Annotated in this window: 24 protein-coding genes and 2 pseudogenes; 16 read left to right on the top strand and 10 right to left on the bottom strand. The window is 45.6% G+C overall.

Annotated features, from left to right (window positions below; genetic code table 11):
* The first annotated feature begins 1 nt into the window (after position 1).
* The 5 genes from FTU42_RS10055 (at position 2) to FTU42_RS10035 (ending at position 5,763) form a co-directional block, all read left to right on the top strand.
* Positions 2-1,555, top strand: a complete 1,554-nt coding sequence (locus FTU42_RS10055; protein WP_159138557.1) for a 3-hydroxyacyl-CoA dehydrogenase — start codon at positions 2-4, stop codon at positions 1,553-1,555.
* Positions 1,556-1,566: 11 nt separating this feature from the next.
* A complete protein-coding gene (gene pcaF, locus FTU42_RS10050) occupies positions 1,567-2,778 on the top strand; it encodes a 3-oxoadipyl-CoA thiolase (RefSeq protein WP_159138558.1) in 1,212 nt (403 codons plus the stop codon).
* Between the two features lie 59 nt (positions 2,779-2,837).
* Positions 2,838-4,130 (top strand): phenylacetate--CoA ligase PaaK, encoded by a 1,293-nt coding sequence (gene paaK / locus FTU42_RS10045; RefSeq protein ID WP_159138559.1) that lies wholly within the window; start codon positions 2,838-2,840, stop codon positions 4,128-4,130.
* 63 nt (positions 4,131-4,193) lie between these two features.
* Positions 4,194-5,132: a PaaX family transcriptional regulator C-terminal domain-containing protein gene (locus tag FTU42_RS10040; RefSeq protein ID WP_159138560.1), complete on the top strand. Its 939-nt coding sequence runs from the start codon at positions 4,194-4,196 to the stop codon at positions 5,130-5,132.
* Between the two features lie 31 nt (positions 5,133-5,163).
* Positions 5,164-5,763 carry a DapH/DapD/GlmU-related protein gene (locus FTU42_RS10035; protein WP_159138561.1) on the top strand — a complete coding sequence of 200 codons (600 nt, stop codon included), beginning with the start codon at positions 5,164-5,166 and terminating at the stop codon, positions 5,761-5,763.
* A gap of 55 nt (positions 5,764-5,818) precedes the next feature.
* Here FTU42_RS10035 and FTU42_RS10030 read toward each other — a convergent pair whose 3' ends face one another.
* Entirely contained in the window at positions 5,819-6,295 is a 477-nt protein-coding gene (locus tag FTU42_RS10030; protein ID WP_005095921.1) for a hypothetical protein, read from the bottom strand.
* Positions 6,296-6,397: 102 nt separating this feature from the next.
* Positions 6,398-6,790, bottom strand: a pseudogene (locus tag FTU42_RS10025) (inner membrane protein YpjD); the annotation flags it as partial.
* On the opposite strand from FTU42_RS10025, the pseudogene FTU42_RS10020 reads away from it, so the two are divergent.
* A pseudogene (locus FTU42_RS10020) lies at positions 6,779-7,045 on the top strand (class I SAM-dependent methyltransferase); the annotation flags it as partial. The pseudogenes FTU42_RS10025 and FTU42_RS10020 overlap by 12 nt on opposite strands.
* A gap of 60 nt (positions 7,046-7,105) precedes the next feature.
* Here FTU42_RS10020 and FTU42_RS10015 read toward each other — a convergent pair.
* Positions 7,106-7,915 (bottom strand): inner membrane protein YpjD, encoded by an 810-nt coding sequence (locus FTU42_RS10015; RefSeq protein ID WP_005095927.1) that lies wholly within the window; start codon positions 7,913-7,915, stop codon positions 7,106-7,108.
* 138 nt (positions 7,916-8,053) lie between these two features.
* On the opposite strand from FTU42_RS10015, the gene ffh reads away from it, so the two are divergent.
* From ffh to FTU42_RS10000, 3 genes are all read left to right on the top strand, one after another.
* Entirely contained in the window at positions 8,054-9,460 is a 1,407-nt protein-coding gene (gene ffh / locus FTU42_RS10010; RefSeq protein WP_005095929.1) for a signal recognition particle protein, read from the top strand.
* 150 nt (positions 9,461-9,610) lie between these two features.
* Positions 9,611-10,183: an alpha/beta hydrolase gene (locus tag FTU42_RS10005; RefSeq protein WP_005095930.1), complete on the top strand. Its 573-nt coding sequence runs from the start codon at positions 9,611-9,613 to the stop codon at positions 10,181-10,183.
* Between the two features lie 137 nt (positions 10,184-10,320).
* Complete coding sequence (locus FTU42_RS10000; RefSeq protein ID WP_100534710.1) at positions 10,321-10,926, top strand: alpha/beta hydrolase; 606 nt, start codon at positions 10,321-10,323, stop codon at positions 10,924-10,926.
* On the opposite strand, the gene FTU42_RS09995 is transcribed toward FTU42_RS10000, so the two are convergent.
* Together FTU42_RS09995 and FTU42_RS09990 are read right to left on the bottom strand one after the other, a co-directional pair.
* Entirely contained in the window at positions 10,877-11,620 is a 744-nt protein-coding gene (locus tag FTU42_RS09995; RefSeq protein ID WP_100355527.1) for a type III pantothenate kinase, read from the bottom strand. The genes FTU42_RS10000 and FTU42_RS09995 overlap by 50 nt on opposite strands.
* 13 nt (positions 11,621-11,633) lie before the next feature.
* Positions 11,634-12,389: a biotin--[acetyl-CoA-carboxylase] ligase gene (locus FTU42_RS09990; protein WP_159138562.1), complete on the bottom strand. Its 756-nt coding sequence runs from the start codon at positions 12,387-12,389 to the stop codon at positions 11,634-11,636.
* Between the two features lie 27 nt (positions 12,390-12,416).
* Between FTU42_RS09990 and FTU42_RS09985 the strand changes: the two genes are divergently transcribed.
* From FTU42_RS09985 to rlmF, 6 genes are all read left to right on the top strand, one after another.
* The gene (locus tag FTU42_RS09985; RefSeq protein ID WP_005095936.1) at positions 12,417-13,220 is read left to right on the top strand and encodes a sulfite exporter TauE/SafE family protein; all 804 of its coding nucleotides are present in this window, start codon (positions 12,417-12,419) and stop codon (positions 13,218-13,220) included.
* A gap of 199 nt (positions 13,221-13,419) precedes the next feature.
* Entirely contained in the window at positions 13,420-14,115 is a 696-nt protein-coding gene (locus FTU42_RS09980) for a GntR family transcriptional regulator (protein WP_005095938.1), read from the top strand.
* Between the two features lie 11 nt (positions 14,116-14,126).
* Complete coding sequence (gene smc / locus FTU42_RS09975; protein ID WP_159138584.1) at positions 14,127-17,579, top strand: chromosome segregation protein SMC; 3,453 nt, start codon at positions 14,127-14,129, stop codon at positions 17,577-17,579.
* 1 nt (position 17,580) lies between these two features.
* A complete protein-coding gene (locus FTU42_RS09970) occupies positions 17,581-18,573 on the top strand; it encodes a cell division protein ZipA C-terminal FtsZ-binding domain-containing protein (RefSeq protein ID WP_159138563.1) in 993 nt (330 codons plus the stop codon).
* Positions 18,574-18,681: 108 nt separating this feature from the next.
* The gene (ligA, locus tag FTU42_RS09965; protein ID WP_159138564.1) at positions 18,682-20,721 is read left to right on the top strand and encodes an NAD-dependent DNA ligase LigA; all 2,040 of its coding nucleotides are present in this window, start codon (positions 18,682-18,684) and stop codon (positions 20,719-20,721) included.
* Positions 20,722-20,947: 226 nt separating this feature from the next.
* Positions 20,948-21,922 carry a 23S rRNA (adenine(1618)-N(6))-methyltransferase RlmF gene (rlmF, locus tag FTU42_RS09960; protein WP_100357348.1) on the top strand — a complete coding sequence of 325 codons (975 nt, stop codon included), beginning with the start codon at positions 20,948-20,950 and terminating at the stop codon, positions 21,920-21,922.
* Positions 21,923-22,043: 121 nt separating this feature from the next.
* Here the strand turns inward: rlmF and FTU42_RS09955 are convergent, their stop codons facing one another.
* Entirely contained in the window at positions 22,044-23,111 is a 1,068-nt protein-coding gene (locus FTU42_RS09955) for an aldehyde reductase (RefSeq protein ID WP_159138566.1), read from the bottom strand.
* A gap of 342 nt (positions 23,112-23,453) precedes the next feature.
* Here FTU42_RS09955 and bfr point away from each other — a divergent pair, with 342 nt between their 5' ends.
* Positions 23,454-23,918, top strand: a complete 465-nt coding sequence (bfr, locus tag FTU42_RS09950; RefSeq protein ID WP_005095949.1) for a bacterioferritin — start codon at positions 23,454-23,456, stop codon at positions 23,916-23,918.
* Between the two features lie 56 nt (positions 23,919-23,974).
* Here the strand turns inward: bfr and FTU42_RS09945 are convergent, their stop codons facing one another.
* Genes FTU42_RS09945 through FTU42_RS09930 form a run of 4 tightly spaced genes read right to left on the bottom strand, consistent with a single transcriptional unit; the run spans position 23,975 to position 26,483 of the window.
* Positions 23,975-24,391 (bottom strand): biopolymer transporter ExbD, encoded by a 417-nt coding sequence (locus FTU42_RS09945; protein WP_159138567.1) that lies wholly within the window; start codon positions 24,389-24,391, stop codon positions 23,975-23,977.
* Between the two features lie 21 nt (positions 24,392-24,412).
* Positions 24,413-24,838, bottom strand: coding sequence for a biopolymer transporter ExbD (locus FTU42_RS09940; protein ID WP_159138568.1), 426 nt, complete (start codon positions 24,836-24,838; stop codon positions 24,413-24,415).
* Between the two features lie 16 nt (positions 24,839-24,854).
* The gene (locus tag FTU42_RS09935; RefSeq protein WP_159138569.1) at positions 24,855-25,745 is read right to left on the bottom strand and encodes a MotA/TolQ/ExbB proton channel family protein; all 891 of its coding nucleotides are present in this window, start codon (positions 25,743-25,745) and stop codon (positions 24,855-24,857) included.
* 36 nt (positions 25,746-25,781) lie between these two features.
* A complete protein-coding gene (locus tag FTU42_RS09930) occupies positions 25,782-26,483 on the bottom strand; it encodes an energy transducer TonB (protein WP_159138570.1) in 702 nt (233 codons plus the stop codon).
* Positions 26,484-26,613: the final 130 nt, after the last annotated feature.

The following is a 26,613-nucleotide window of genomic DNA, read 5'->3' as shown; positions in this document are numbered from 1 at the left end:
CATGCAGCAGATCAATTTGGAACACGTCAAAGTTGCTGTGGTGGGTGCGGGAACCATGGGGATTGGCATTGCGCAACTGGCAGCCATGCACGGGCATCCGACCTATGTGTTTGACCTCGACAGCAGCAAAGTTCAGAGTGCCTTAACTGCTTTAAAGGCGCAGCTCAGCAAGCGGGTACAGAATGGCAAAATGACCCAGCAATTGCTGGAGAGTACCTTCGCCAATCTGATCGTGGCCGAAGATATTCAACAGTTGGTCGATGCGGGCTTGATTATTGAAGCCATTGTCGAAAAGAAAGAAGTGAAACAAAATCTGTTTCAACAGCTGGCTGCCATTTGCCCGGAACAGACGATTTTTGCTTCCAATACCTCATCGATTTCCATTACCGCGATTGCCTCGGCGATTCCGCATCCAGAGCGGGTAATTGGGCTGCATTTCTTTAATCCCGCGCCAATCATGAAGCTGGTCGAGATTATCCGTGGACTGAAAACCTCAGCCGCCATTGCCGATGCAGTATTTGCTCTGATGGCATCTTGGAACAAAGTTCCGGTACGGGCCAAATCGACTCCCGGTTTTATCGTCAATCGTGTTGCACGACCGTATTATGCCGAAGCCTTTCGCGCCTTACAGGAAGATGCCAGCACACCGGAACAGCTCGATTACATCATGCGCGAATGTGGCCGTTTTGCCATGGGACCGTGTGAACTCACAGACCTGATTGGACAGGATGTAAATTTCTCGGTCACGCAAAGTGTCTATCAGGAATTTTTCTATGAGCCACGCTACCGCCCATCCTTGATTCAAAAAGAGTTGGTCGATGCGGGCTGTTATGGCCGCAAGTCCGGTCAAGGTTTTTATAATTACACACAGTCCAAGCCTGCACCTGCGTACGAATTACCAGTGTGTTATGCCAAGTCGCTGAATAAGCTCAAAGTCACGGTAAAAGGTGAATGGCTGCATTCATCAGCACTGATTGCACGTTTAAAACAGGCCTCTCATCTGGAACTGAGTTTTCAGGCAGCAGAACAGAATGAAATCCTGATTGGAGATCTTTCCCTGCGATTATCGCTCGGCGAATCGGTTGAACTTACCTATCCGCATGAGCCTGTGGTGTTGATGGACTGGCATGCAGATTGGGCCAATGCTCAAGCGATTCCGGTAGTTGCATCACCCGCTTGTAGTGAAGAACAGCGCCAGGTAGTAGAGCTATTCCTCCTAGGTATGAATGTGATACCTATTTGGTCTAAAGATCATCCAGGTCTTTATGTTATACGTAGTATTGCCATGCTGGTGAATGAAGCCTGTGAAGCAGTATTGCATGATATTGCATCAGAGCAAGATATTGATTCTGCTATGAAATATGGAGTGAATTATCCTTGTGGTCCATTCGAATGGGCAGATAAAATTGGGTATTACACAATTTTACAAATTTTAGAAAATATGTATCGTATTTATGGTGAAGATCGCTATAGAACTAGTATATATTTAGCAAAGAAAGCGGTGCAGGGACAGGCACAGCAAACTCAGCAGCACCCATTACGCGTGGCTGGCTAAAAGGAAAAATCATGGAACAGGTTTATATTTTTGATGGAGTTCGTACCCCGATCGGACGCTATGCCGGTGGGCTGAGCAGTATCCGTGCTGATGATCTGGCAGCGCTACCGATTCAATATCTGAAAGAGCAGCATCCGGCATTGCCATGGGCAAAACTGGATGAAGTGATCTTGGGCTGTGCCAATCAGGCCGGTGAAGATAACCGTAACGTTGCGCGTATGGCGGCTTTACTTGCAGGACTGCCTGAATCTGTTCCCGCACTTACCGTGAACCGTTTATGCGCCTCAGGTCTGGATGCGATTGGACTTGCCGCACGTGCCATCAAATCGGGTGAAGCACAATTTATTTTGGCGGGTGGGGTAGAATCCATGAGCCGTGCGCCTTTTGTGCAGTCTAAACCGACCTCAGCGTTTAGCCGTACTCCAGAAATTTATGACACGACTATTGGTTGGCGTTTTATCAACCCAAAATTTAAAGCCCAGTTTGGCGTTGACAGCATGCCGGAAACAGCCGAAAACGTGGCTGAAAAGTATCAGATCAGTCGCGCAGATCAGGACCTGTTTGCCTATCGCAGCCAGCAGAAAACCGCAGTAGCACAGCAAGAAGGTATTTTTGCCGAAGAAATTCTGCCGGTAGAGGTTAAAGGGCCAAAGAAAACCATCCTGACCATTTCCCAGGACGAGCACCCGCGCGCAGAGACGACACTGGACAATCTGGCCGCCTTAAAACCCCCATTTCGTAAAGAAGGCGGTTCGGTCACCGCCGGCAATGCTTCGGGTGTCAATGATGGTGCGGCTTGCGTATTACTCGGCAATCAGCAATTTTCCGAGCAGTATGGTTTGCGCCCGAAAGCCAAAGTGATCGGGATGGCCAGTGCCGGTGTTGAAGCCAAATATATGGGCATTGGCCCGGTGCCAGCGGTACAGAAAGTCTTGAAACAAACCGGACTCAGCCTCGAACAGATGGACGTGATCGAGCTGAATGAAGCATTCGCAGCGCAATCGCTGGCTGTGATTCGGGAATTGGGCCTGCAAGACGATGATGCAAGAATCAACCCGAATGGCGGTGCCATCGCTTTGGGTCATCCGCTTGGTATGAGTGGCACCCGTCTGGTGATTACCGCCATGCATGAATTGAAACGCCGTCAAGGCAAATATGCACTGTGCACCATGTGTGTCGGTGTTGGTCAAGGTGTTGCACTGGTTTTAGAAAATATGGATTAAGACATCATTCAATCAATGAATTAAATCGTGGTCAGGAAGACTGCGTTAGGAGTAAGAATATGAATAACAATGCAATGGAAAAAATTGAAAAAGTATCGGTTGATGAGTTACGCAGTGTCCAGCTACAGCGGATGAAAAAGACCCTGCAGCATGCCTATCAGAATAGCCCGGTTTATAAAAAGAAATTTGATGATGCGGGTGTGCATCCGGATGATTTTAATTCTCTGGAAGACCTGGCCAAATTCCCGTTTACCACCAAACAGGATTTACGCGATAACTATCCGTTTGGCATGTTCGCTGTACCACAGGAACAGATTGTACGTGTGCACGCCTCTTCTGGCACCACCGGTCAGCCGACCGTGGTCGGTTATACCCAGAATGATATTAATGTTTGGTCGGATGTAGTGGCACGTTCATTACGCGCAGCCGGCTTGAGCAGTAAAGATATCATTCAGGTGTCTTATGGTTATGGCCTGTTTACTGGTGGTCTAGGTGCGCATTATGGCGTTGAACGCTTGGGTGCAACTGTGATCCCAATGTCTGGCGGACAAACCGATAAACAGGCGCAACTGATTCATGATTTTAAGCCGACGGCATTAATGGTTACGCCATCTTATTGTCTGAATATTATTGAAGCGCTGGAAAAGAAATTTGGTACAGCCAAAAACTGTTCGATTAAAACCGGCGTCTTTGGTGCAGAGCCATGGACCAATGAAATGCGCAAGGAAATTGAAGAGCGTCTCGGCATTGATGCCTTGGATATTTATGGCCTGTCAGAAGTGATGGGCCCGGGCGTCGCCATGGAGTGTCTGGAATCCAAAGATGGCCCAACCATTTGGGAAGATCATTTTTATCCGGAAATTATCCATCCTGAAACCGGTGAAGTGCTGCCCGATGGCGAACTCGGTGAACTGGTCTTCACCACCATTACCAAAGAAGGCATGCCGGTGATCCGTTACCGTACCCGTGATCTGACCCGTTTATTGCCTGGCACGGCACGTACCATGCGCCGTATGGACAAGATTGTTGGCCGCAGTGATGACATGATGATTATCCGTGGAGTGAATGTGTTTCCGTCGCAGATTGAAGAGCAGATTTTACAGATCCAGCAACTGATTCCGAACTATCAGATCCAGATTTGTAAACAAGGCCATCTGGATACATTGCATATCCGTACCGAAATGCGTAAAGATAGCAGTGATATTATGGCGCACCAGCTGGCAACTCAGCTAAAAAGCCAGATTAAAACCATGGTTGGTATCAGTGTCAGTGTCGAAGTTTTGCCAGAAGGCAGTCTGCCACGTTCTGAAGGCAAGGCACAGCGCGTTTTCGATATCCGCAAGTCTGCATGAAGTCCTACTGGATGATGACTAAATGGTCTATCATCCAGTTTCTACAAGGTAAAGTTAAGCGTAATGAATCCGAAATTAAAACAAATCATTGATGACTTTATTCAAAATGAAGCACTCAGCGGAACCTCATTAATCATGACCATCTTCGGTGACTGTATTTTTCATCGCGGTGGCATTATCAGTCTGGCCAGCCTGATCCAGCTCATGGATGTCTTCGGCTTTAATGAACGTTCAGTAAGAACTGCTGTATTTCGTCTGGTACAAAATGGCTGGCTGTTCTCGGAGAAAATTGGCCGCACCAGTTATTACCGTGTCACCGAAAGCAGCCGCCAGCGTTTTATTATGGCTGACCAAAAGATTTACAGTTTTAGCCATCAGGAATGGGATCAGAAATGGGATCTGGTGCTGCTCAGTTCAGTGGAACTGGACAATAAACTGATTCTGAAAAAAGAACTGGAATGGCTGGGCTTTGCCAATATCGCCACCAATGTTATGGCCTATCCGGGCTGTGACCACCAGAAACTGCAAAACCTGCTGCTGAATTTGAAAATGACCGATCAGGTGGTGGTGTTTAAAGCCGAAACCTTACAGCTCTGGCAGGAATCTTATCCAACTGTGAAGCGCATGGTTGCTACCAACTGGCCGGTGCAGGAATTACATCAGCGTTATGAAAAATTTATCACCGATTTTCGGGAATTTTTTCATCTGGTGGAACAGGAAGATGAGCTAGATCCGCTACAGGCATTTCAGTTGCGTATTTTGCTGATTCATCAATTCCGCCGGATTTTATTAAAAGATCCGAATCTGCCTTTTGAGTTATTGCCATCTAACTGGCTTTCCCTGAATGCCCGTAATCTGAGCAGCAATTTATATCAAACTGTGGTTGCAGCAGGTGATGAATTCTTTATAGAAATCGCGCGGACTTCGGAAGGTTCGATGCCGCCGGTACATCCACAATTTTATAAACGTTTTGGCGGTTTGCGACTAGAAGCCGTCAGTTAATCTAATTCTGCATTTTTAAAGGAATAAAATAATGCCGTGTTATGCCATTGATGGTGTGATTCCTGTGGTCAGCCCTCGCGCTTATGTACATCCACAAGCCGTCTTGATTGGGGATGTGGTGATTGAAGAGGGCGTATATATCGGGCCTTTTGCCACCTTGAGAGCTGACTTTGGCGGGATTCACATCCAGAGAAATGCCAATGTTCAGGATTCCTGTACCATTCATGGCTTTCCCGGCAGTATTACGCTGGTTGAAGAATATGGCCATATCGGACATGGCGCGATTTTACATGGCTGTATCATTCGCAAAAATGTACTGGTGGGCATGAACAGCGTGATTCTGGATGAAGCCGAGATTGGTGAAAATACCATTATTGGTGCCAATAGTATGGTCAAGGCCAAATCCCAGATTCCAGAAAACTCATTAGTGCTGGGTAGTCCGGCGCGGGTCATCCGTCCTTTGGACGCCAAAGAAATTGCCTGGAAAAGCAAGGGAACGCAGGAATATATTCAGCTGACAGAACGCTGTCTTTCTTCGATGCAGGAAGTTGAACCATTGTCTGAAGATTCAGCAGATCGCCTGAACTATCAGGCCTTTGATGCGGAATATCAAATTAAAAAGAATCATTAATTTAGCACTTGGCTGATGATCGTATCAGCCAAGTTTTTTATTTCATTTATAAAAATTATAAACGGCGACATTGACCTTCTTTGTCACCATTGACCCGGTTATTGCCACCGATCGGTTGAATGCGGTTGGATTCGCATTGCAAATTACCGTCAACCACATTGTCATTTACAGTAATTTTTTGGGTATTCTTTTTCAGCTGGATGTCACCCTCTACCTGATTGGCAGTGAGCTGAATCGTCTGACCGCCTTCTAGCTGGATATTGCCGTCAATCCGATTATGTTGTGCCAGAACCGAGCTAAAACGTCCTTTCGATTCCAGATTGCCATCAATCGCAGTATTTGAAATTACTGCTTGAGCACCCTGATACAACATGACATTGCCTTTAATGGTGGCATTATCAATCTGACAGTTTTGGCTGATACTGACATTGTCATCAATCGTGCGATCTTTAATGCTACCGTGACAGTGATAATCTGCGAAACTTGCGCTGGATAAACAAAGTAGTGCTAAACCTGAAAGTAATTTTATCATCATGATCCTTGGTGTATTTTTAATGCACTTTAACCATAATTTTTGAATATGACATTTTGATGACGGCACTCAAACGTAGTGTGGGCTTTAGGTTAGCGTATGTTAACGTACCAAAATCATTTCCAGCACGAATTTAGAACCAATAAAACCCAGTGCCAGCAGACCAAAACCTAAAAGTGTAAAGCGCACGGCTTTCTGGCCACGCCAGCCAAACTTCCAGTGTCCGATTAATAGTGAACCGTAAACCAGCCAGGAAATAATACTGAACGCAGTTTTATGTGCCAGATGTTGGGCGAAGAAATTATCGATGGTGAAAAAGCCAAAGCTTAAAGCGAGCGTAAGTAAAACAAAACCGGTCATCAGCATATCAAAGAGCAATGATTCCATGTCCTGATAAGAAGGTAATAAACTGACCCAGACCCGGCGTTTTTGCTTCTTTTTGAGCTCACGATCCTGAAGCCGCAAGATCACGGCCTGAATGGTCGCCATGTAGATGAAGGATATAAAAATCTACCATTTCCATTTCAGGAAATTTCAATTTCACCACTTATGCTTGAGGTGGAGTGGAATTTTTATCAGCTGATTGTTTATATGAGTACCTGGTCAGCCGTGAAAGCAGCAACTCAAGCACTCGGACATAATCCACTGAATGTACTGGCAGATGCCTTATTGCCAGAATGGGAAGATCCAGAATTGCCTAGAGTGATTCGCTGGCCATTATCAGTGCGTGCGGGGCGTATAATCCTTTAAAGAATACTCAAGCTAAAGCCTTTTCATTGAACAATGAATTGAATATTTCAAGGCTCAGAATTATCGCCCCAAGATCATTTCCAGCACGAATTTAGAACCAATAAAACCCAGTGCCAGCAAACCAAAACCGAGTAGGGTAAAGCGCACGGCTTTCTGGCCACGCCAGCCAAACTTCCAGTGTCCGATTAATAGTGAACCATAAACCAGCCAGGAAATAATACTGAACGCTGTTTTATGTGCCAGATGCTGGGCAAAGAAATTGTCGATGGTAAAAAAGCCAAAGCCTAAAGCGAGGGTAAGTAAAACAAAACCGGTCATCAGCATATCAAACAGCAGTGATTCCATGTCCTGATAAGAAGGTAATAAACTGACCCAGACCCGGCGTTTCTGTTTCTTTTTGAGTTCACGATCCTGCAGTCGCAAAATCACGGCCTGAATGGTCGCCATGAGCAATACGGCATAAGCAGATAAAGACAGGATAATATGAATATCCAGACCCAAAGAGTTTTGTGCGATGATTTTTGCAGGCTGGGTAAAGACAAAGCCGAGAATTAAACCCGTGGCAGCCACTGGAATCCCGATCAGATTCAGGGCAATAATTGGACGATAAGTACTGTAAATAATGCTGAGTAACAGCATCAGACCAGAGGTAAAGGAAAACAGGGCAAAGACATCATAATTAATGCCAAGCGGGGTGTGCATATCGCCATATAAAACCAGCGCATGTAAGCCCAGTCCAAGCAGGGCAGTTAGCGAAACAAACCATTGATTAGGAGCACGTTTAGACATTAAATGAATGAACAGATACCAGAAGGAAGCGGTATAAGCGACTAATGCTAAGATCGTATAAACCAAGGGGAGGCTAACCATGTCAAACCTTTTTAAGGGTGATGAATATTCATTTATATAAATTCGCTGCGAACTACAGTATCCTATAGCATTCTATGCATAAATTTTCTATTTTAAGAAACAATTTTTTGCTCATGGCTATTTTAAGCGGATTTTGCAATGTTTGATACCTTAACAGAACGACTCACGCAGAGTTTAAGAAATGTTACTGGCTCAGGGCAGCTAACCGAAGACAATATTAAAGATACGTTACGTGAAGTGCGTATGGCGCTTCTTGAGGCCGATGTTGCGTTACCTGTAACTCGTGAATTCATCGCGAAAGTTAAGGAAGAGGCATTGGGCCAGGAAGTGATGACTCAGTTATCTCCTGGACAGGCTTTTGTCAAAATCGTTCATGACGAATTGACCAAAATGATGGGCGCGGCCAATGAAAGCCTTGACCTTGCCGCAAAACCACCGGTCGTTGTCCTGCTGGCAGGTCTGCAAGGTGCAGGTAAAACCACCACTGCAGCAAAATTGGCACGCTTTTTACAAGAACGTCAAAAGAAAAAAGTGGCAATGGTTTCTGCCGACGTCTATCGTCCCGCAGCGATCAAGCAACTACAAACGGTTGCAGGCGAAGTCGGTGCGATTTTCCTGGAATCTAGCGCAGACGAAAAACCGATTACGATTGTAAATCGTGCGATTGAACAGGCAAAAATCCAGTTTGCTGATGTGTTAATTGTCGATACTGCCGGTCGTTTACATGTCGATAATGACATGATGGACGAAATTAAAGAGCTGCATGCGGCGATTAACCCGACTGAAACCCTGTTCGTGGTCGATGCCATGACCGGTCAGGATGCGGCGAATACGGCCAAAGCCTTTAATGATGCCTTGCCTTTAACCGGTGTGATCCTGACCAAAACCGATGGTGATGCACGCGGTGGTGCAGCATTGTCTGTACGTGCCATTACCGGTAAGCCAATCAAATTCTTGGGTATGGGCGAAAAGCTTGATGCCTTGGAGCCATTCCATCCTGAACGTATCGCGCAGCGTATTTTGGGTATGGGTGACGTCCTTTCTTTGGTCGAAGAACTTGAGCGTAAGGTCGACAAAGAAAAAGCCGAAAAAATGGCGAAAAAACTGCAAAAAGGCGGCAGCTTCAACTTTGAAGATATGCTGATGCAGTTTGAGCAGATGAACAAGATGGGCGGCATGATGGGCTTCCTGGACAAACTTCCTGGCATGAGCAATGCCGGTCTGCAAGATGCGTTGGCCCAGGCCAATCCTGAAAAGCAGGTCAAGAAAATGGAAGCAATTATCCAGTCGATGACCATCAAAGAGCGCCGTAATCCAGACTTGATGAACCCAAGCCGTAAAAAACGTATCGCAGCAGGTTGTGGTATGGAAGTGGCGGAAGTCAACAAGTTGATTAAACAACATGCGCAAATGGCCAAGATGATGAAGAAATTTGCCAATCCGTCAGGTATGGCAAAAATGATGAAATCACTCGGTGGTTTGCAGAAACAGTTTGGCGGCGGCGGTGGCATGGGTCCACTGTTCGGCGGCAATGACAAGAAATAAGATTCTGATTTAAAAAAGGCGCGAAATGCGCCTTTTTTATTATGTATCAATCAGAAAACCGGTTTAAACAAAACAACATTTACTTACCCAAAATAAAAATCCAATCAGGCAGACTCAGGAACATCAGCACAAAACAAAGAGAAATTTAAAATGGCTCAAGTGATCATCGTCCATGGTTATACTGCAAGCCCGGAAGAAAACTGGTTTCCATGGATTCAGGAAAAAGCCCAACAGGAAAATGTCAGCTTAAAAGTACTGCGACTTGACCCATCGACCACACCCAAGCTAGAGGTGTGGGACCAGCAAATGCGTGAGCAGATTGAGGGGATTGATGAAGACAGTATTTTTATCGGGCATAGCCTAGGAACTGTGGCTGTATTGCATTACTTATCCAGAGAGTTAAAACAGCAAAAGATTCAGCAATTGGTATTGATCGCAGGATTTAATGGCCGCTTGGGTCGTTTAGATGAAGTCAATCCGTTTATTGATGCTGCTGAGATCGATTTTGATCTGCTTAAACAGCAGGTGGCAGAACGGGTGGTGATTTATTCTGAAGGCGATGATCGGGTGGAGCCTGAATTTAGCCTGGAACAGGCAGACAGTCTGGATGCGATTGTGGTGAGTGCCAAGCATCAGGGACATTTTATCGATTCAGAAGGCTGTACCGATCTGCCAGAACTCTGGAAAGTGATTGAGCCTTATCTGATTAAAGCTGAATCTTAAGCAGGTTGTTGGATTCGTTCAATTTGTAAATTGAGTCTGAGATGGGATGCAAAAAGTTACTTGAATTTCATCTTCAGACTGTTTAATAGTAGTTTTTGCCAAAGCACTTTGTGCTCAATTATAATAAGTAAAACACGATGAAAAATATAATCAATAAAGTCTATATCGTGCCTGATTATCAGGCCACCTCAAATGACCATTGGTATCCGTGGCTGAGTCGCCAACTCAAAAATGTCGGTGTTGATTCAAAACGGATTATGCTGGCCAATCCTTTTCAGCCTGATCTAGAAGAATGGCAGCAGAATCTGAAACTGCATATTCCACACCTGGATGAGCATACTTTTTTAGTTGCCCATGGCCTGAGTGGACTCAGTGTTTTAAGTTTTTTACAGCAACATTATCTCCAGCAGCACCGCAAGACCGGCGGGGTTATTCTGGTTTCAGCTTTCGATACACCGCTGGTGGCCTGGTCGGAACTGAATAAAATGCTGCAGGCGACACGACTGGATCTGAACAACCTGCCGTATAGCTATAAACGCGCGGTCATACTGATCTCCAGTAATGATCCTTTTGTACCTGCACCGGTTTCCTTGCGCCTGGCCCACAGCTTAAATGCTCAAATTTTTGAGATTAAAAAAGCCGGACATTTTAACAAATGTGATGGATTTACCGAATTTCCTCAATTGCTCGAAATCATGAAACTGTATCTGGCAAATGAGCCGCAAAATGCTGCAAACCTTTAAGCAGAAGATCAGGTTCAATCCTCGGCTGATACGGCTCAAGATGTTGGGCAAACAGTGGAGCATCTCCACCGGTTAGTACCAGCTGTGCCGGAAAATCATGCAGCACTTTTTCAATGGTGCTGAGCAGACCGAGCAGAATGCCATGATGTACTGCATCGATGGTATTGCGTCCGGGATTGAGCTCAGAAAATGCGGCATCCGGAATTTTAATGCCTTTGGTATTCTGAATTAGTGCATCACGTTGCAAATATAAATTTGGCAGAATAAAACCGCCTAAATGTTGTTGTCCTTGAATCAGGTCAATGGTCAGCGCTGTACCACAACTAATCACACAATAATTCTCATGAGGCTGGGTCGCGACAGCAAGTACCTGTAGCCAGCGGTCAATCCCCAGTTGTGCGGGTTCATCATAGCCACAAATCAGGCCAGCATATTGGGCCTGCACCTGAGCAAAAATCACTGGAATATGCAGACCATCTAATATACTAAGAATGCGCTCATTATTGGTTTTGTCCTGAACCGAAGACAATCCGACCTGATCCAGATCCAGCGTTTTAAAGTGCTGGATCAGGCCAAGTAACAAATCGGCAGGGGATTGTAAATGTAATTCCGCTGCATGTTCAATGATCTGATCTTGTTCGGTAATCCAGTATTTGAGTCGGGTATTGCCAATATCTAGCCATAGTTTCTTCATGGATTATGCCTGTTCAAGGATTATTTTTGAGCCGTAATTGACCTTGGTAAAAGATGTGGACACCTGTTTCAGTTGCGATTTTAACAGCGCCATCATCCTGAATACCCAGAAATTTTCCTGAATATTGCCCTTGCAGATCGGTAAATTCAACCCTCTCTTGGATAAAAGCGGCATGTCGATTGAAACGACCAGACAGATTCTGGCTGCCATATCTAAACCATTGTCCGGCTTGCTGAATCGCCAGATACAGTTCTGCAATCAGCTGAATGCGTGAACCCGGATGCAGGCCCAACTCATTCAATGAGGTCACTTGCTGCTCGGGAACCTCAGCAGACATTGGGCTGAGGTTGATCCCGACCCCGACCACCACTTGCGTAGGTGAAATTGGTTCTACCAGAATGCCGCCCCATTTGCCTTTGACGCTATACAGGTCATTCGGCCATTTTACTTGCAAGTCCAGCCCTTGTAGACTGGGCATTTGCAGGATATTTAACGCAATTTCCAGAGCCAAACGGCCATCGATGGGTTTTTGTGTATGCAGCAATGTGCTTAAATAGATATTCCCTTCAGGTGAAATCCACTGACGCTGGCGCTGTCCACGGCCTTGGGTCTGCACATGGCTGCAGACCAGAACCTGCTGTACCCCCTTGGTTGCCAATTCCCGCACATCGTCATTGGTCGATGTGGTAATCGGTTTGATGAGCAATACTTCCGGAAGCTGGCCTGCATCGCTTAATCGTTGTTGCAGTTCACGAGTTTCTACATCCATTTGAATCTAAACGTGGTAAATATCGTTATGGAGTTAATCATATATTTATTGATTGGTGCAATTGCAGGATTTACCGCTGGCCTGTTTGGGGTTGGTGGTGGTTTGATTATTGTGCCGATTCTGTACATTGTTTTTACCCAGCTCCAGTACGATCCCAGCGTGATTATGCACATGGCGGTGGGGACTTCTCTGGCTACCATTATTGTCACCTCGATCAGTTCTGTCATGGCGCATCATCAAAGAGGTGCCGTGTTGTGGTCGGTATTTCGTAATCTGGCACCCGGCTTGATTATTGGTTCCTTCCTGGGCGCAGGGATTGCTGACTATTTATCTGGTCAAGGCTTGCAGCTGTTGATCGGGTTCTTTGCAGTCTGGGTGGCGTTTAGAATGTTTAAAGGCGCCAATGTTCAGGTCGATCCGAATAAAAAATTGCCTTCAACCCCGGTACAACTCGCTGCGGGCGGTGGGATTGGTGTGGCATCGGCGATCTTTGGGATTGGTGGCGGTAGTCTGACAGTCCCGTTTTTGAATCGCTGTGGCATCGTGATGCAAAAAGCCGTGGCGACCTCTGCGGCTTGTGGGTTGCCGATTGCCGTGGCAGGCGCACTGGGCTTTATCTGGTTTGGTCAACAGGCCCAGGTCGCAGTACCAAATACGATTGGCTATATTCATATCTATGCCTTTATTGGCATCAGCATGATGAGTTTTTTTACCGCCAAACTCGGTGCAAAAGTGGCACATTTACTTTCACCTGCGGTACTGAAAAAATGTTTTGCGGCTTTACTGACCACCGTCGGTCTGTATTTTATTTATCAAGGTTTTATGGCCTGATTTAATTTTTTAGGTTGAACTGATGTATCACCTAAGGAGAATGGTTCACTATTCTTCTTTTTTATGAACTTGAGTTGGCTGTAGAGACACAAGATTGTCTGACAATGTCACAGTATTCATCGAAAAAATTCTGTCTAATAGCAACATAGCCCAAATCACGGGCTGAACCAGTATCCATAAAAATAAAGACAGGAACGGTATGCCATTAGAACAAGCACACAGTTTGTCTGAGCAGATTGCCAAACACATTAGCGAACAGATTATTCGCGGCGAATTGGTCGAAGGCGAACGTATACAGGAACTCAGGATTGCCTCGGAGCTGGATGTCAGTCGAGGGTCGGTTCGTGAAGCCCTGCTGTTGCTGGAACGCACCCAGCTGATTGAAATTTATCCGCGTCGCGGTGCCATTGTCTCGGAAATGTCGGCCTTGCAGGTGCGTGCCCTATTTGATATTACCTCTTTATTGCTGGGGCAGATGGTGCATCGTATGGCTGAAACCTGGCGGAGTCATGAAGCCGAGCGCATTCAGCTATTATTAGAACAATTAGAAGCAGAAACTCGCCAAGGACATACAGAAAAGTTTTATGATCTGATCTTTCAGGGCATGGCCCAGCAACATGAGATGGTCGGAAATCCCTATCTGATGCGCTACTATCAGGAACTGTTACCTTGCTTGCGGCGTAGCTATTTCCTGACCCTGAATATTTCCAGACGCGAGTTACAGGAATCTTTCGACTTATTTAAACTGGTCACTGAAGCAATTTTGATACGAAAAACCCATCAGGCCGCTTTATTTATGGAAGATTTTTGTCGACACTTACGCAACCTTGTGTTGGAATCTCTGACACGGATGAAACAAATTGAACTCGCGTGGGCCAGACGCTCACGACGTTAAATCAGGACATTATGCGTTTAAGCAGTTTAAAACTTTCAGGCTTTAAATCTTTTGCCGACAGTACCACTTTACATTTTAAAGATAATCGTACTGCAGTCGTGGGACCGAACGGGTGTGGTAAATCTAACGTCATTGATGCCATACGCTGGGTCATGGGTGAGTCCAGTGCGCGCCAGCTGCGTGGTGGCAGCATGCAGGACGTGATTTTTACCGGAACTGCCAAGCGTAAACCGGTGGGCATGGCCAGTGTAGAACTGCGCTTTGACAATACCTATGGCAAACTGGGCGGCGCTTATAATGCCTATAATGAACTGGCAGTCCGCCGTCAGGTCAACCGCGATGGCAAGTCTGAATATTTCTTGAATGGCAGCAAATGCCGGCGTCGTGACATTACCGATATTTTTCTGGGCACCGGTCTGGGGCCACGTTCTTACGCGATTATTGAACAGGGCATGATCAACCGTCTGGTCGATGCCAAGCCGGATGAAATGCGGGTCTATATTGAAGAGGCTGCCGGGGTTTCGCGTTATCAGGCACGGCGCCGTGAAACCATGCTGCATCTGGATCACACTACGCAAAACCTGTCGCGTCTGGAAGATATTGCCTCTGAACTTAAATCTCAGTTAAAAACCCTGAAACGTCAGGCTGAAAGCGCGATTCAATATAAGCAACTGGAAGCACAGATTCGCAGCATCAAGATCGAAATCCTGTCTTTTCAATGTGAACAAAGCCAGCGCTTGCAAGAAGAATATACCGTGGAGATGAATACTCTCGGAGATAATTTTAAGCTGGTACGTTCCGAGCTGACTACGGTTGAACATGATTTAGGAAGTACCAGTGAACTGTTTCAGCGTCTGATTCAGCAATCGACACCTTTGCAAAGTGAATGGCAACAGGCCGAGAAAAAACTGGCCGAACTGGAAATGACCTTGCAGCAAAAACAGTCTTTGCTCGAGCAAAATTCCACCAGTCTGGTCAAGCTGGAACAGCAAAAAGCCCAGACCAAAGAGCGTTTGCAATTGATTGAACTGCAACTCGATACCTTGCAGCAGCAAGCTGAAGATCAGCAAACACAATTGCAGCAGCAAGATGGAGAGAATCAGGCGCAGAGCCAAAATCTGGCTGATCTCAAATCACAACATACAACAGTCGCGGCACAATTTGCCCAAATCAAAACTCAGGTCGAACAGCAGCAGCAGCGTAAATTACAAATGTTGGCTCAAAGTGAACAACTAGCCAAGAATATTGAGCGGATTGAACAGCAAAAACAGACCGTACAGCAACAGAGCATACAGATTCAGCATCAAGCGCAACAAGATGAGCTAGAGCAATATCAACAAGACAAGACTGAGATCGAACAGCAGCTATTCACATGTGAAGCGCAACGCACTGTATTGCAAGATCAATTGGCCCAAGTTCAGACCGAGCAGGCAGAACAGCAGCAGTGCTTGATGCAGTTAAAATCTGAAATTCAGGTGCTGCATTCAGAACAGAAAAACCTCAGTCAATTGCTGACCAAAGCCAATCCACATGCCAAGGCCGATGCACTACAGCTGATGCATGTACTTAAGCTCAACGATGCAGGCAAAGACCATGCAAAGCTGATCGAAAAGTTTCTGGCAAAATGGCTGTCTGCCCAGATTCTGGCAGAGGGTGAAAACTTTCTTGAAGATCGGGCGCGTCAGTTAAAACCATATGCTGTACAGGATAAAATTCAGATTGCCAATACGGTGTGTCTGGCCGACTGGATTGAATCTCCACAGTATTCACTGTGGCAGCAGGTTGCAGTTGTAGATTCATTAGCGCAAGCCTTGAAACTTCAAACTGGGCTTTTGCAAGGTCAGACCCTACTCAGTCTGGATGGCTATCAGGTTGGGCCTGATTGGGTGATTGCGCTGGATTATGATGAATCGAGCCAAGCCGCTCAGGGCGCATTGAGTCATCGTATCCGTCTGGAGGAAATCGAGCTTCAGTTATCAGCACTGAATAGCCAACTTAGTCAGGCTGAAGAGCAACTGCCTGAACTGAATCTTCGGGTGAAGGAGTTAAAAACCCAGATTCAAACGATCAGTGAGCAGTACAAGCACACACAAAAGCAACTGCAACAACTCGATGTCAATATTGCCAAAGTTCAAAGTAGTGCTCAGGCTTTCGCATTACAGAAGCAGCAATTACAGCATCAGCTGCAACAACTCGATGAGCAGCTAGAAGAAGATGCCATGCAGAAAGACGATCTGGAAATTGATCTGCATGCTCTGAATATTAAGCTGGAACAAGCGCTACCAAATTATAAAACCCTGCAATTCCAGCTGGAAGCATTGAGCACTCAGTTAGATGACTCGCAGCAGCTTAGCCAGCAAGCGCAGCAGGAACTGGAACTGCTGCGCCGTCAAAGCGTACAGAGTCAGCAGCAGATTGAATTGCTGGAAAAAGATCAGGTATTTTTAATAGAACAGTATCAACAAATTAATCTACAAATCGAGCAAGCCAAGAAATTTGTCGATCCGGTACAGCTAGAATTGCCTGCTTTACAGAGCCAGTTCAATGAACATGCGCAGATCACTGAAAAACTGCAAAAAACCTGGGCCGACTGGCAGATCGAATTAAATCAGGTGCAGAGCAAACAGCAGCAGCTGACCGAACAGCGTCACAGTTTCCAGCAGCAGGATGAAAAACTGCGTACAGCACTGGAAGCCAAACGTCTGGCCTGGCAGGCAGCCAAATCTGATTTGCAGCATTATTCAGAACAATTAAAAGAACTGAATCATGAAGTCATCAGCGGTTTAACTATTGATGTCAAAACCCATCAGGCGAAACTGGAAAAAGCTCAGGCGCAGTTCGATAAGCTCGGTGCAGTGAATCTGGCGGCTTCTGAAGAATATGAAGAAGTCTCGAAACGCTATGAGGAACTGAGCCACCAGATGCAGGATCTGGAAAATACTGTGGAACAGCTACAAGCTGCGATGAAAAGTATTGATCAGGAAACCCGCAAACTGTTTATGCACACTTTTGATCAAGTCAATGCCGAACTGCAAAACCTGTTCCCGAAAGTATTTGAAGGGGGCGAGGCGAGTTTAAGTCTTGAAGATGGATGGCAATCGGGTGTAAAACTGATGGCCCGACCACCGGGTAAACGTAATAGCTCCTTGGCATTACTCTCCGGTGGGGAGAAGGCTTTAACTGCATTGGCACTGGTATTCGCGATTTTTCGCTTAAATCCGGCACCTTTTTGTGTACTCGATGAAGTCGATGCACCACTAGATGATGCCAATGTGGGACGTTTTTGTAATTTAGTCAAAGAGCTTTCTGAACACGTGCAATTTATTTATATTACCCATAACAAACTTGCAATGATGATGGCGACTGATCTTTTAGGTGTAACCATGCCTGAACCGGGAACCTCAAAATTAGTGACAGTAAATTTGGAACAGGCAAAAGAATACGGCTTAGCTGCGGAGGTATAATATGGAAATCACCACCATTATCGGGATTGTTATTGCAATTATCATCATGCTGTTGGGCATCAGAATGCTGCTCAAAAAACCTGTAGAGGCAGTCCCTTCACTAGATGCTAACCTGCATATCGATCCGGATAGCCAGACCCCTGTCATTCCTCGGCATGTACGATCGCAACTGGCAAAGCAGAACGCAGATCCGGCACAACGTATAGAGCCGAGCCTGAGCGTAGAAGAAAAGGCTCCTGAAAAACCTTCGGCATTTCGCAAGCCTGAACCGACCTTGGCTGAGCCAGCAGTGCTTGAGACAGCTGCAGCGGTCGAGCCGAGTCCAATGACCGAAGCTGAAGTGGTGGCAAGTTCTGCAAGCACAGAAGCAGCCGAAACATCAGTGGAGCAAAAGCCGGCCGAAGTAGAAGCGGAAAATAACCAGACGGAAGATAAAGATACCGCTGTTGAATTCAGTCTGAACAGCAGTATTGAAAAAGCGGAAATTTCTGAATTTAATGATGAAAGCAGTATTCTGGATGCTCATCTGCATGAACAGAAAATAGTGGATGAAGAAAGTGCCTTATCCAATGCTGAAACGATTATTTCATTGCATATCTATCCGCAAGGCCGGGTACTTTCAGGTGATAAAACCCTGAAAGTCTTGTTGAAATATGGTCTGCGTTATGGCGAACTGGCCTGTTTCCACCGCTATAGTGAAGATGATTCAAAACTGCTGTTTTCGGTACTGCAAATGACGGATACCGGCATGGAAGGTTTTGATCTGGAAACTCTCTCGACTCAGGAAGTCAAAGGTCTGGCCTTCTTCCTGGCTTTGCCGCATAGCGATGTACAAAATGCCTTTGATACCATGGACAGTATTTCACGTCTGATTGCCCGTGAAGTGGATGGTCTGGTCTACGATCAGAACCAGCAGGAATTTACACCACAATTACGTGAATTCTGGCGCCATCAGGCGATTGATTATCGCGCGGGTCAACCTACAGAAGTTTAAGCGGTTTTGTTCGATCTGCAAGTTGAATCTGTGGACTGCAATTTTTATAATAGCCAAAAGCTGAATATTCTACAGGGCGGATTTTCCGCCCTTTTTTATGGTGAAATTATGACCCAAGATGCCACTGTCATTGCGCAAATGCGTCAACTGATTCAACTGCTTGCCAAGCATAATCATGCTTATTATGTGATGGATCAACCGAGCATTGAAGACAGTGAATATGATCAGCTCTTTCATCAGCTCAAAGCTTTAGAACAACAATATCCCGATCTGATCCAGCCGGATAGCCCGACCGATAAAGTCGGCGGGCAGGCACTTGCAAAATTTGTGAGCATTACTCACGCCGTTCCGATGCTGTCCTTGGGCAATGTCTTTAATCAGGACGATCTTTTTGCTTTTGCTCGCCGTATTGAAGAGCGTTTGCCGAATCAAAAAATCGAATATGATGTAGAACTGAAATTTGACGGTCTGGCCATTTCCCTGTGGTATGAGCATGGCGTATTGACCCGTGGTGTGACTCGCGGCGACGGGGAAACCGGTGAAGATATTACCCAGAATGTCAGAACCATTCGCAACCTGCCGAAGCTGTTATCAGCAGTAAATGGCGTTATTCCCGATTTGCTGGAAGTACGCGGCGAAGTATTGATGCCGAAATCGGGCTTTGAAAAACTGAATGCCGCCAATGCAGCAAAAGGTGAAAAGACCTTTGCCAATCCGCGTAATGCCGCGGCAGGAAGTTTGCGCCAGCTCGATCCGAATATTGCCGCATTACGGCCACTGGCTTTTTATGCTTATGGAATTGCGCAGTGTGTACCGTATCATGGTCAACGCAGCATGTCGGACAGTCTGGAATGGCTGAGTCAGTTTGGTTTTGCTGTAGGTGAGCGCCACTTTATTTGTGACAGTATTCAGGACGTGCAAAAAGTCTATGAACAGATCATTGAGGAACGTGCCAGCCTCAGTGTAGAAATTGATGGCATGGTGATTAAAGTCAATGACCTGAAACAGCAGCAGCAACTCGGTTTTCTGAGCCGGGAGCCGCGTTGGGCCACCGCCTATAAATTTCCGGCAGTTGCCGCCTTGACCACCGTTGAAAATATTAACTGGCAGGTGGGTCGTACCGGAACTCTGACACCGGTGGCACGTTTGAATCCGGTGGCGGTCGGCGGTGTCACGGTATCCAATGTGACCCTGCATAATATTGGTGAAATTCACCGTCTGGATGTACGCATTGGCGATACGGTCAGTGTTTACCGCAGTGGTGATGTGATTCCTAAAGTCGAAAAAGTCTGGCCGGAATTCCGTCCGGTAGATACCGTTGAAGTGCATTTACCAGAAAAATGTCCAGTCTGTGATTCACCGGTAGTGATGCCTGAAGGTGAAGCTTTGGCACGTTGTTCGGGTGGACTGTATTGTGCCGCACAGCGGATTGAGGCGATTCGTCATTTTGTTTCGCGCAAGGCCATGGACATTGAAGGTCTGGGCGATCGCTGGGCAGAATCTTTGCTGCATCTGAACCTGCTCAAGGATGTCTCGGATATTTACCACCTGCATAAACATCGTGAGACCTTGCTCGGTATTGAAAAGATGGGAGCCAAATCGGTTCAGAATTTAATAGACTCTATTGAGAACAGTAAGAAAACCACATTGGCCGCATTTATTTATGCACTCGGTATTCGTGGCGTCGGTGAAACCACAGCACGTATGCTGGCCAATACCTTCCAGACACTGGAGGCACTGCGTCAGGCAGATCTGGAGGCATTAAAGAAAACTCCGGATGTGGGCGCTATTACTGCTGAATGGATTCTGGATTTCTTCCAGGCACCGCATAATCTGGAAGTTCTAGACCGTTTACTGGCCGCGGGCATTCACTGGGATGCGCCAGTTGCACCGACCCGTCAGCCACTCAATGGCGAAAGTTGGGTCGTGACCGGAACCTTAAGCAGTATGGGGCGCGATGAAGCGACTCAATTACTTCAGGCACTGGGTGCGCGAGTCAGCGGCAGTGTATCCAGTAAAACCAAATGCGTGGTAGCCGGTGAAAAAGCCGGTTCTAAACTGGACAAGGCAGAAAAGCTGGGTGTAACGGTCATCAATGAGGAACAGTTCATTGCCCTGATGAAAGAGCATGGGCAAATCGAAGACTAATCAGTTCTAAACAATGACTTAAATAAAAAAGACACTAAGGATGATGAGTCTTGAGGTGTCTTTTTTATTGCTAGTTCAAAACTATAGGTGAATGAGAGGGGGGAGGATAGACAAATACAAGGACGGGTTCGGCAATGTGAGTTGAATTCACGTACAATATCGATTCATTCGCAGGTATAGATCCTGCCTTATTGATTCTGTTCTCCCGTTGATGATTGACATACACATGGCTCAAGCAAAGAAATCTTTTCTGCAACAAAAATCGCAATTACATGCACGAAATCTGCATCGCAGTCGTTACGATTTTCCTCAGTTAATCAAGAGTTGTCCGGAACTTGCGCCTTTTGTCAGCCCGAATCAATATAACGATCTTTCAGTCAACTTTTCTGATCCTCAAGCTGTGAAAATGCTCAATAAAGCATTGCTCAAGCATTTTTATAGTATTCAATATTGGGATATTCCTCAAGATTATCTTTGTCCACCTATTCCGGGTAGAGCCGACTATATTCACTATTTGGCGGACTTGTTGAGTGATAGCAATAAAGGTCAGATTCCAATAGGACACGCCGTTCACGTATTAGATATTGGGGTGGGCGCGAACTGTATTTATCCGATTATTGGTCATCGTAGTTATGGTTGGAAATTTGTTGGCTCAGACATTCATCCTGCATCGGTTAAAAGTGCTCAATTTATTGTGGAGGCAAATCCAAATCTCAAAAAGGGGATTCAGATTCGATTGCAAAAGACACCGAGCAATATTTTCAAAGGCGTGATTAAACCTTCAGATCGTTTTGATTTGACTCTGTGTAACCCACCATTTCATGCTTCGCAAGATGAAGCAAATGCCACAGCAACGCAAAAATTACGCAAACTTGGCAAACCGGTTGATCGGTCTAAAGTGGTGTTAAACTTTGGCGGACAAAAGAACGAGCTGTGGTGTGACGGTGGAGAAGAACGCTTTGTTTGCCAGATGGTACAAGAGAGCACACAATTTGCTGAGCAATGTCTTTGGTTTAGTACACTGGTTTCTAAGAAAACCACATTGCCTATGCTGTTAAATACCTTGCGTAAGTGCGGTGCAGTGGATTTAAAAACCATTAAAATGACGCAGGGGCAAAAAGAGAGTCGTTTTGTGGCTTGGACTTTCCTAGATGCAAAGCAACAGCAAGCGTGGAAAAATGCGCGTTGGACTTCTGCTTAGCTTGTTTTTAGGCAGGAATAGTGAGCTTGTGGGCGCATAAGTCGGTGTAGTCGCTCAAATTTAATCTGACAGATACAATAAAAAAATCGGTAACTGTCAGATCAGGTTTGAGCTAGTACGATTAAGGAATATATTTTTTGACTACGCCATCATCGAGTAATTGCTGGAAATGCTCGACCAGACTTTCTCGTACCGGACGATACTGAATGCTCAGTTCATCCTGACTCTTTTGCGCATTGAAGTAGATCGGATAACCCATGTTCAGTTCCACAAACTTGGGACTAAAACCTGCCAATGGTCCAAACAGTTTAAAGGCCGCCTTTGGTAACTGATTGCGCGGAAAGGGGAACTTATTGCCAAAATGTGCTCGTAAAATCTGCCCCATTTCCAGCAGGCTCAGGCTTTCACTGCAAATGATATAACGTCCTTGCGCCTCCGGCTTAAACGCGGCACGAAGATGCGCTTCGGCCACATCCTGCACATCGACCACGCCATTCCACATCGGTGGAACGCCGAGCAAAGTCATGCCATTGGCAAACTGTTGCAGTACTTCGACACTGCCAGACTGGGTATTGGGAGTGAGGGATTTACCAAAAACCAGCGCTGGATTGATACAGACCAGCTGCCAGCGATCCTGTGCTTCTGCCATTTCCCAAGCCTTACGTTCTGCCATGACTTTGGAATAAGGATAAGGCTGATGAGTTTCCGAACTGGTGCTATTCCAGTGTGATTCATCAAAACTGTTATTTTTAGTTTGCAGAATATCAATGGCATCGCCATAAGTAGAGGCAATACTCGAGGTAACAATCACACGTTTCACGGATTCGGTGTGGTTGACGCTTTTCAGGACATTTTCAGTGCCTAAAATCGCAGGTTCAATAATATCTTTGACCGCATCCTTATAATTGGTGACCACAAAGGGCGATGCCATATGAAACACAATTTCACAGCCTTGCATGGCAGCATCAAAAGAACCTGGGCTCAGTAAATTGGCCTGAAATAATTTGAGGGTGCCTGGACTGTTCTCGGCAATTTTTTCTAAATGGGCAAAGCTTTTGCTTTTGTTCAGGTCACGTACCGTGGCATGTACAGTATAGCCTTGCGTGAGTAATTTCTGGATAACCCAGCTGGCAATATAACCCGATGCACCGGTGACCAGAACAGGTGCTGTTGTATGTGGATGTGTCATATTTAAACCGTTGTTGTTTTAAATTTGTCTGAATGATAAGCGAAATTTATGCATTAAGTACGCCAAATCGGTGATGTTTATACAAAAATAAGCAATCTTGCGGGTTTTAATGAATACTTACAAATCTTAACTGATGCATTTATCCGGCAGATTCTGCTTAAAGTGAATAGTCGTGACAGTGCAAAGTATTGTTTTATAAATGGGAATTAGTCTGGATCGAACTGTAAATGCAAGTACTTCTCATTTTAATTATATAAAAATCATATATTTAACCAATGTTAGGCTTTGCAAAATCTTTTGAGTTTCTCCATAATAGCCAGATAAAGGCAGGGAGTAATTCAAATGCGCGGTAATCCAGAAGTCGTAGATTATTTAAATATGTTGATCGGTGGCGAACTGGCTGCTCGTGACCAATACTTGATTCACTCTCGGATGTATGAAGATTGGGGTTTAACCAAAATCTTTGAACGTATCGACCATGAAATGCAGGAAGAAGCCCAGCATGCGGATGCGATTATCCGTCGTGTCCTGTTCCTGGAAGGTACACCAAACATGCAACGCGATGACGTTGAGATTGGTGAAGATGTGGTGAGCTGTCTGAAAGCCGACCTGAAACTTGAATACCATGTGCGGGAAAAACTGGCACAGGGCATCAAGCTGTGCGAAGAAAAAGGGGACTATATCACCCGTGATATGCTGCGCCAGCAAATGTCAGATACCGAAGAAGATCATACCTACTGGTTAGAAAAACAGTTGCGTTTAATTGAACTGATTGGCTTGCAAAATTATATTCAATCACAGATGTAAAATCGGATTGAGAAAAAACCCAGCATATGCTGGGTTTTTTTATATGTTGTAAATAGTTAGTTGTTATTACTCATAATTCCAATTTTTTTGACATCCAGACGCTGTGCAGAAGCCATGACCATCGCAATATGTTTATACTCGGTGGCACGATCCGCTTTGATTTTAATCTGATCCTGATCTGCGTTTCTGGCCACTGTTTGAAACAGAATTTCCAGAGCCTGAGGGCTTTCTACAGGCTGTTCATTCCAGAACATTTTGCCTTGTGCATCCAGACGTAATTCCACCAGCTCAGGCGGTTTTTCATCGGTCACAGGTGGCGTTCCGTTGGGCAGATCGATATTAATAGAATTATTTGGTAATGGAATCGTGATAATAAACATAATCAGCAAGACCAGCATGACATCAATCAGTGGCGTCATGTTGACATCCAACATCACATCATCATCTTGATTCGAACCCACATTCATACCCATAAACTTAATCCTTCTTCACTTTTAAGGTGTAGCGGGCGGTGTCGTGACAAAAGCAATTTTGCCAATACCGGCTTGTTGGGTGGTACTAATCACCTGATCAATCGCCTCATAAGGGGTTAACTGATCGCCGCGGATATGTACTTCAGGCTGAGGTGTCTTTTGCGCTTCAGCCTGTAAGCGGCTCAGTAAAACGGATTTATCTGCAATATAAATTTCGTTCCAGAAAATATCTCCAGTTTTATTGACGGCCAGCTGAACATTGTCTGGCTTGGTTTCATAGGGCACATTTCTTTCTTCAGGTAGATCGACAGGGACGGTATGAATTGCGACCGGCACAGTAATCAGGAAGATAATGAGCAGAACCAGCATAATATCAACCAGAGGTGTGGTATTAATGGTTCCAATTACCTCATCATCGCTGTCGTTTGAATTGACCATCATTCCCATGGCTGATGCCTCACTCTTACTTTACGTCACGATTAACAGAATTATTGGTCGTGATTTCACCGCTGAGTAATACTGCGTGCAAATCAGAACCAAAAGTACGCACTTCTTCCATGACCGCTTTATTACGGCGAGTCAACCAGTTGTAACCGAGTACTGCCGGTACTGCGACTGCCAGACCGATTGCAGTCATGATCAGTGCTTCACCTACCGGGCCAGCAACTTTATCGATTGATGCCTGACCTGAAACACCAATGGCAGTCAGTGCATGGTAGATCCCCCAAACTGTACCAAACAGGCCAACAAAGGGTGCAGTCGAACCGACTGTCGCAAGGAAGGCCAGACCGCCACTCAGATGGTTCTGAATTTTGTCGATTGCACGCGAAATCGAAATGGTGACCCAGGTATTGAAATCGATACGCTCAAGTAAATTACCACCATGATTTTTGGTTGAATTGATGCCTTTTTCCGCAATAAAACGGTAGACGCTGGCTTCGTCGAGGTTTTCGGTCGCATTATCCAGAGAAGAAGATTCCCAGAAGGTATTTTCAGCTTGTTTGGCCTGTTTGCGTATTTTGCCTTGTTGCAGGCATTTGCTGATCATGATGTACCAGGTACCGATCGACATGACAACCAAAATAAAGAGGGTGATTTTAGACACGATATCACCTTCTTTCCACATGGCTTCTAAACCATAAGGATTATACGCAGGCTCTTCGGCTACGGGTTCAGCCGGAAGTGGTGGCGGAGTAGGTGTTGCGGGTGTTGTAGCCGTTGTTTCAGTGATTGCACTCGTATTTGGAGTAGCGGACTGTTCTGCAAAAACAGCTTGCAAAGGTAATAAGGCGCTTATGGCAATCACACCAGCAGCAGTCATATTTTTTAAAGGTTTTAGTGATTTTTTCATCATAGATCTCCTGATTTTTTTCTTTATCTGTTGTATCTGTTAGTCAAGGACAAATTCATAGGGAATGTCATACCAAGATTCTTGCGGCTCACCATTTTTCATGGCCGGCTTAAAGGTACATAAACTGAATGCCTTAGATGCTGCACGATCCAGTGAGCGATTACCGCTCGAACTTTTTACTTTGGCATCTTTGACCTTACCGTCGGTATTTACATAGACAGAGATCAGGACTTCACCTTGTTCTTCATTCATGAGTGCATCGCGTGGATAGTCAGGACGTTTACAACCTGCTTCACCTTGTGCCACACCGCGAGTTACACCAGCGGGTGGAGGAGTTGGTGCTGGAGCAGCTGCGACGACTGGAGCCGGTGCTGCCACGGGACTTGGCGAAGGACTGGCGGCAACAGGTGTAGGTACTGCAACAGTCGTTGCTTGTGTGGGTGTAGCAAGTATTTTCTGTACAGGAACCACTTTTTCAACCGGTTTTAGCTCAGGCACTTGTGCCACTTTTTCCACTATTTTCGGTGGTTCTGGCGGGGTTTCTTTTGGTGGTTCAGGTTCAGGTGGCTTAATATCCTGGATAATCATCAGCTCAACCGGCTGTTCGGCCGGTTTAATAATGTCTTTTGCCATACCCGCCATGAGTACCAGGCCAACCAGGATATGCAAAAAAACCACCACCCCAATACCCGTCAGTTTCTTGGCGGAGTTTTTTTCTAAGTCTTCAAACTTTGTGCCCATCATGACTCCTAGAATTTAAGACAAACAGGAAATAGTGCACTGATGAGAAAATTGTTTTTGGTTACAGGCAGCATTATTTTTTTGTTCGACTAAAATTAAACGGGGAAAACTGCAAACACCGCTTGGCAGC

Source organism: Acinetobacter sp. YH12102 (assembly GCF_013419125.1).
GTDB lineage: Bacteria > Pseudomonadota > Gammaproteobacteria > Pseudomonadales > Moraxellaceae > Acinetobacter > Acinetobacter pseudolwoffii.
The sequence above is the reverse complement of the archived record's forward strand: the minus strand, read 5'-3'. Positions and strand labels throughout refer to the sequence as shown.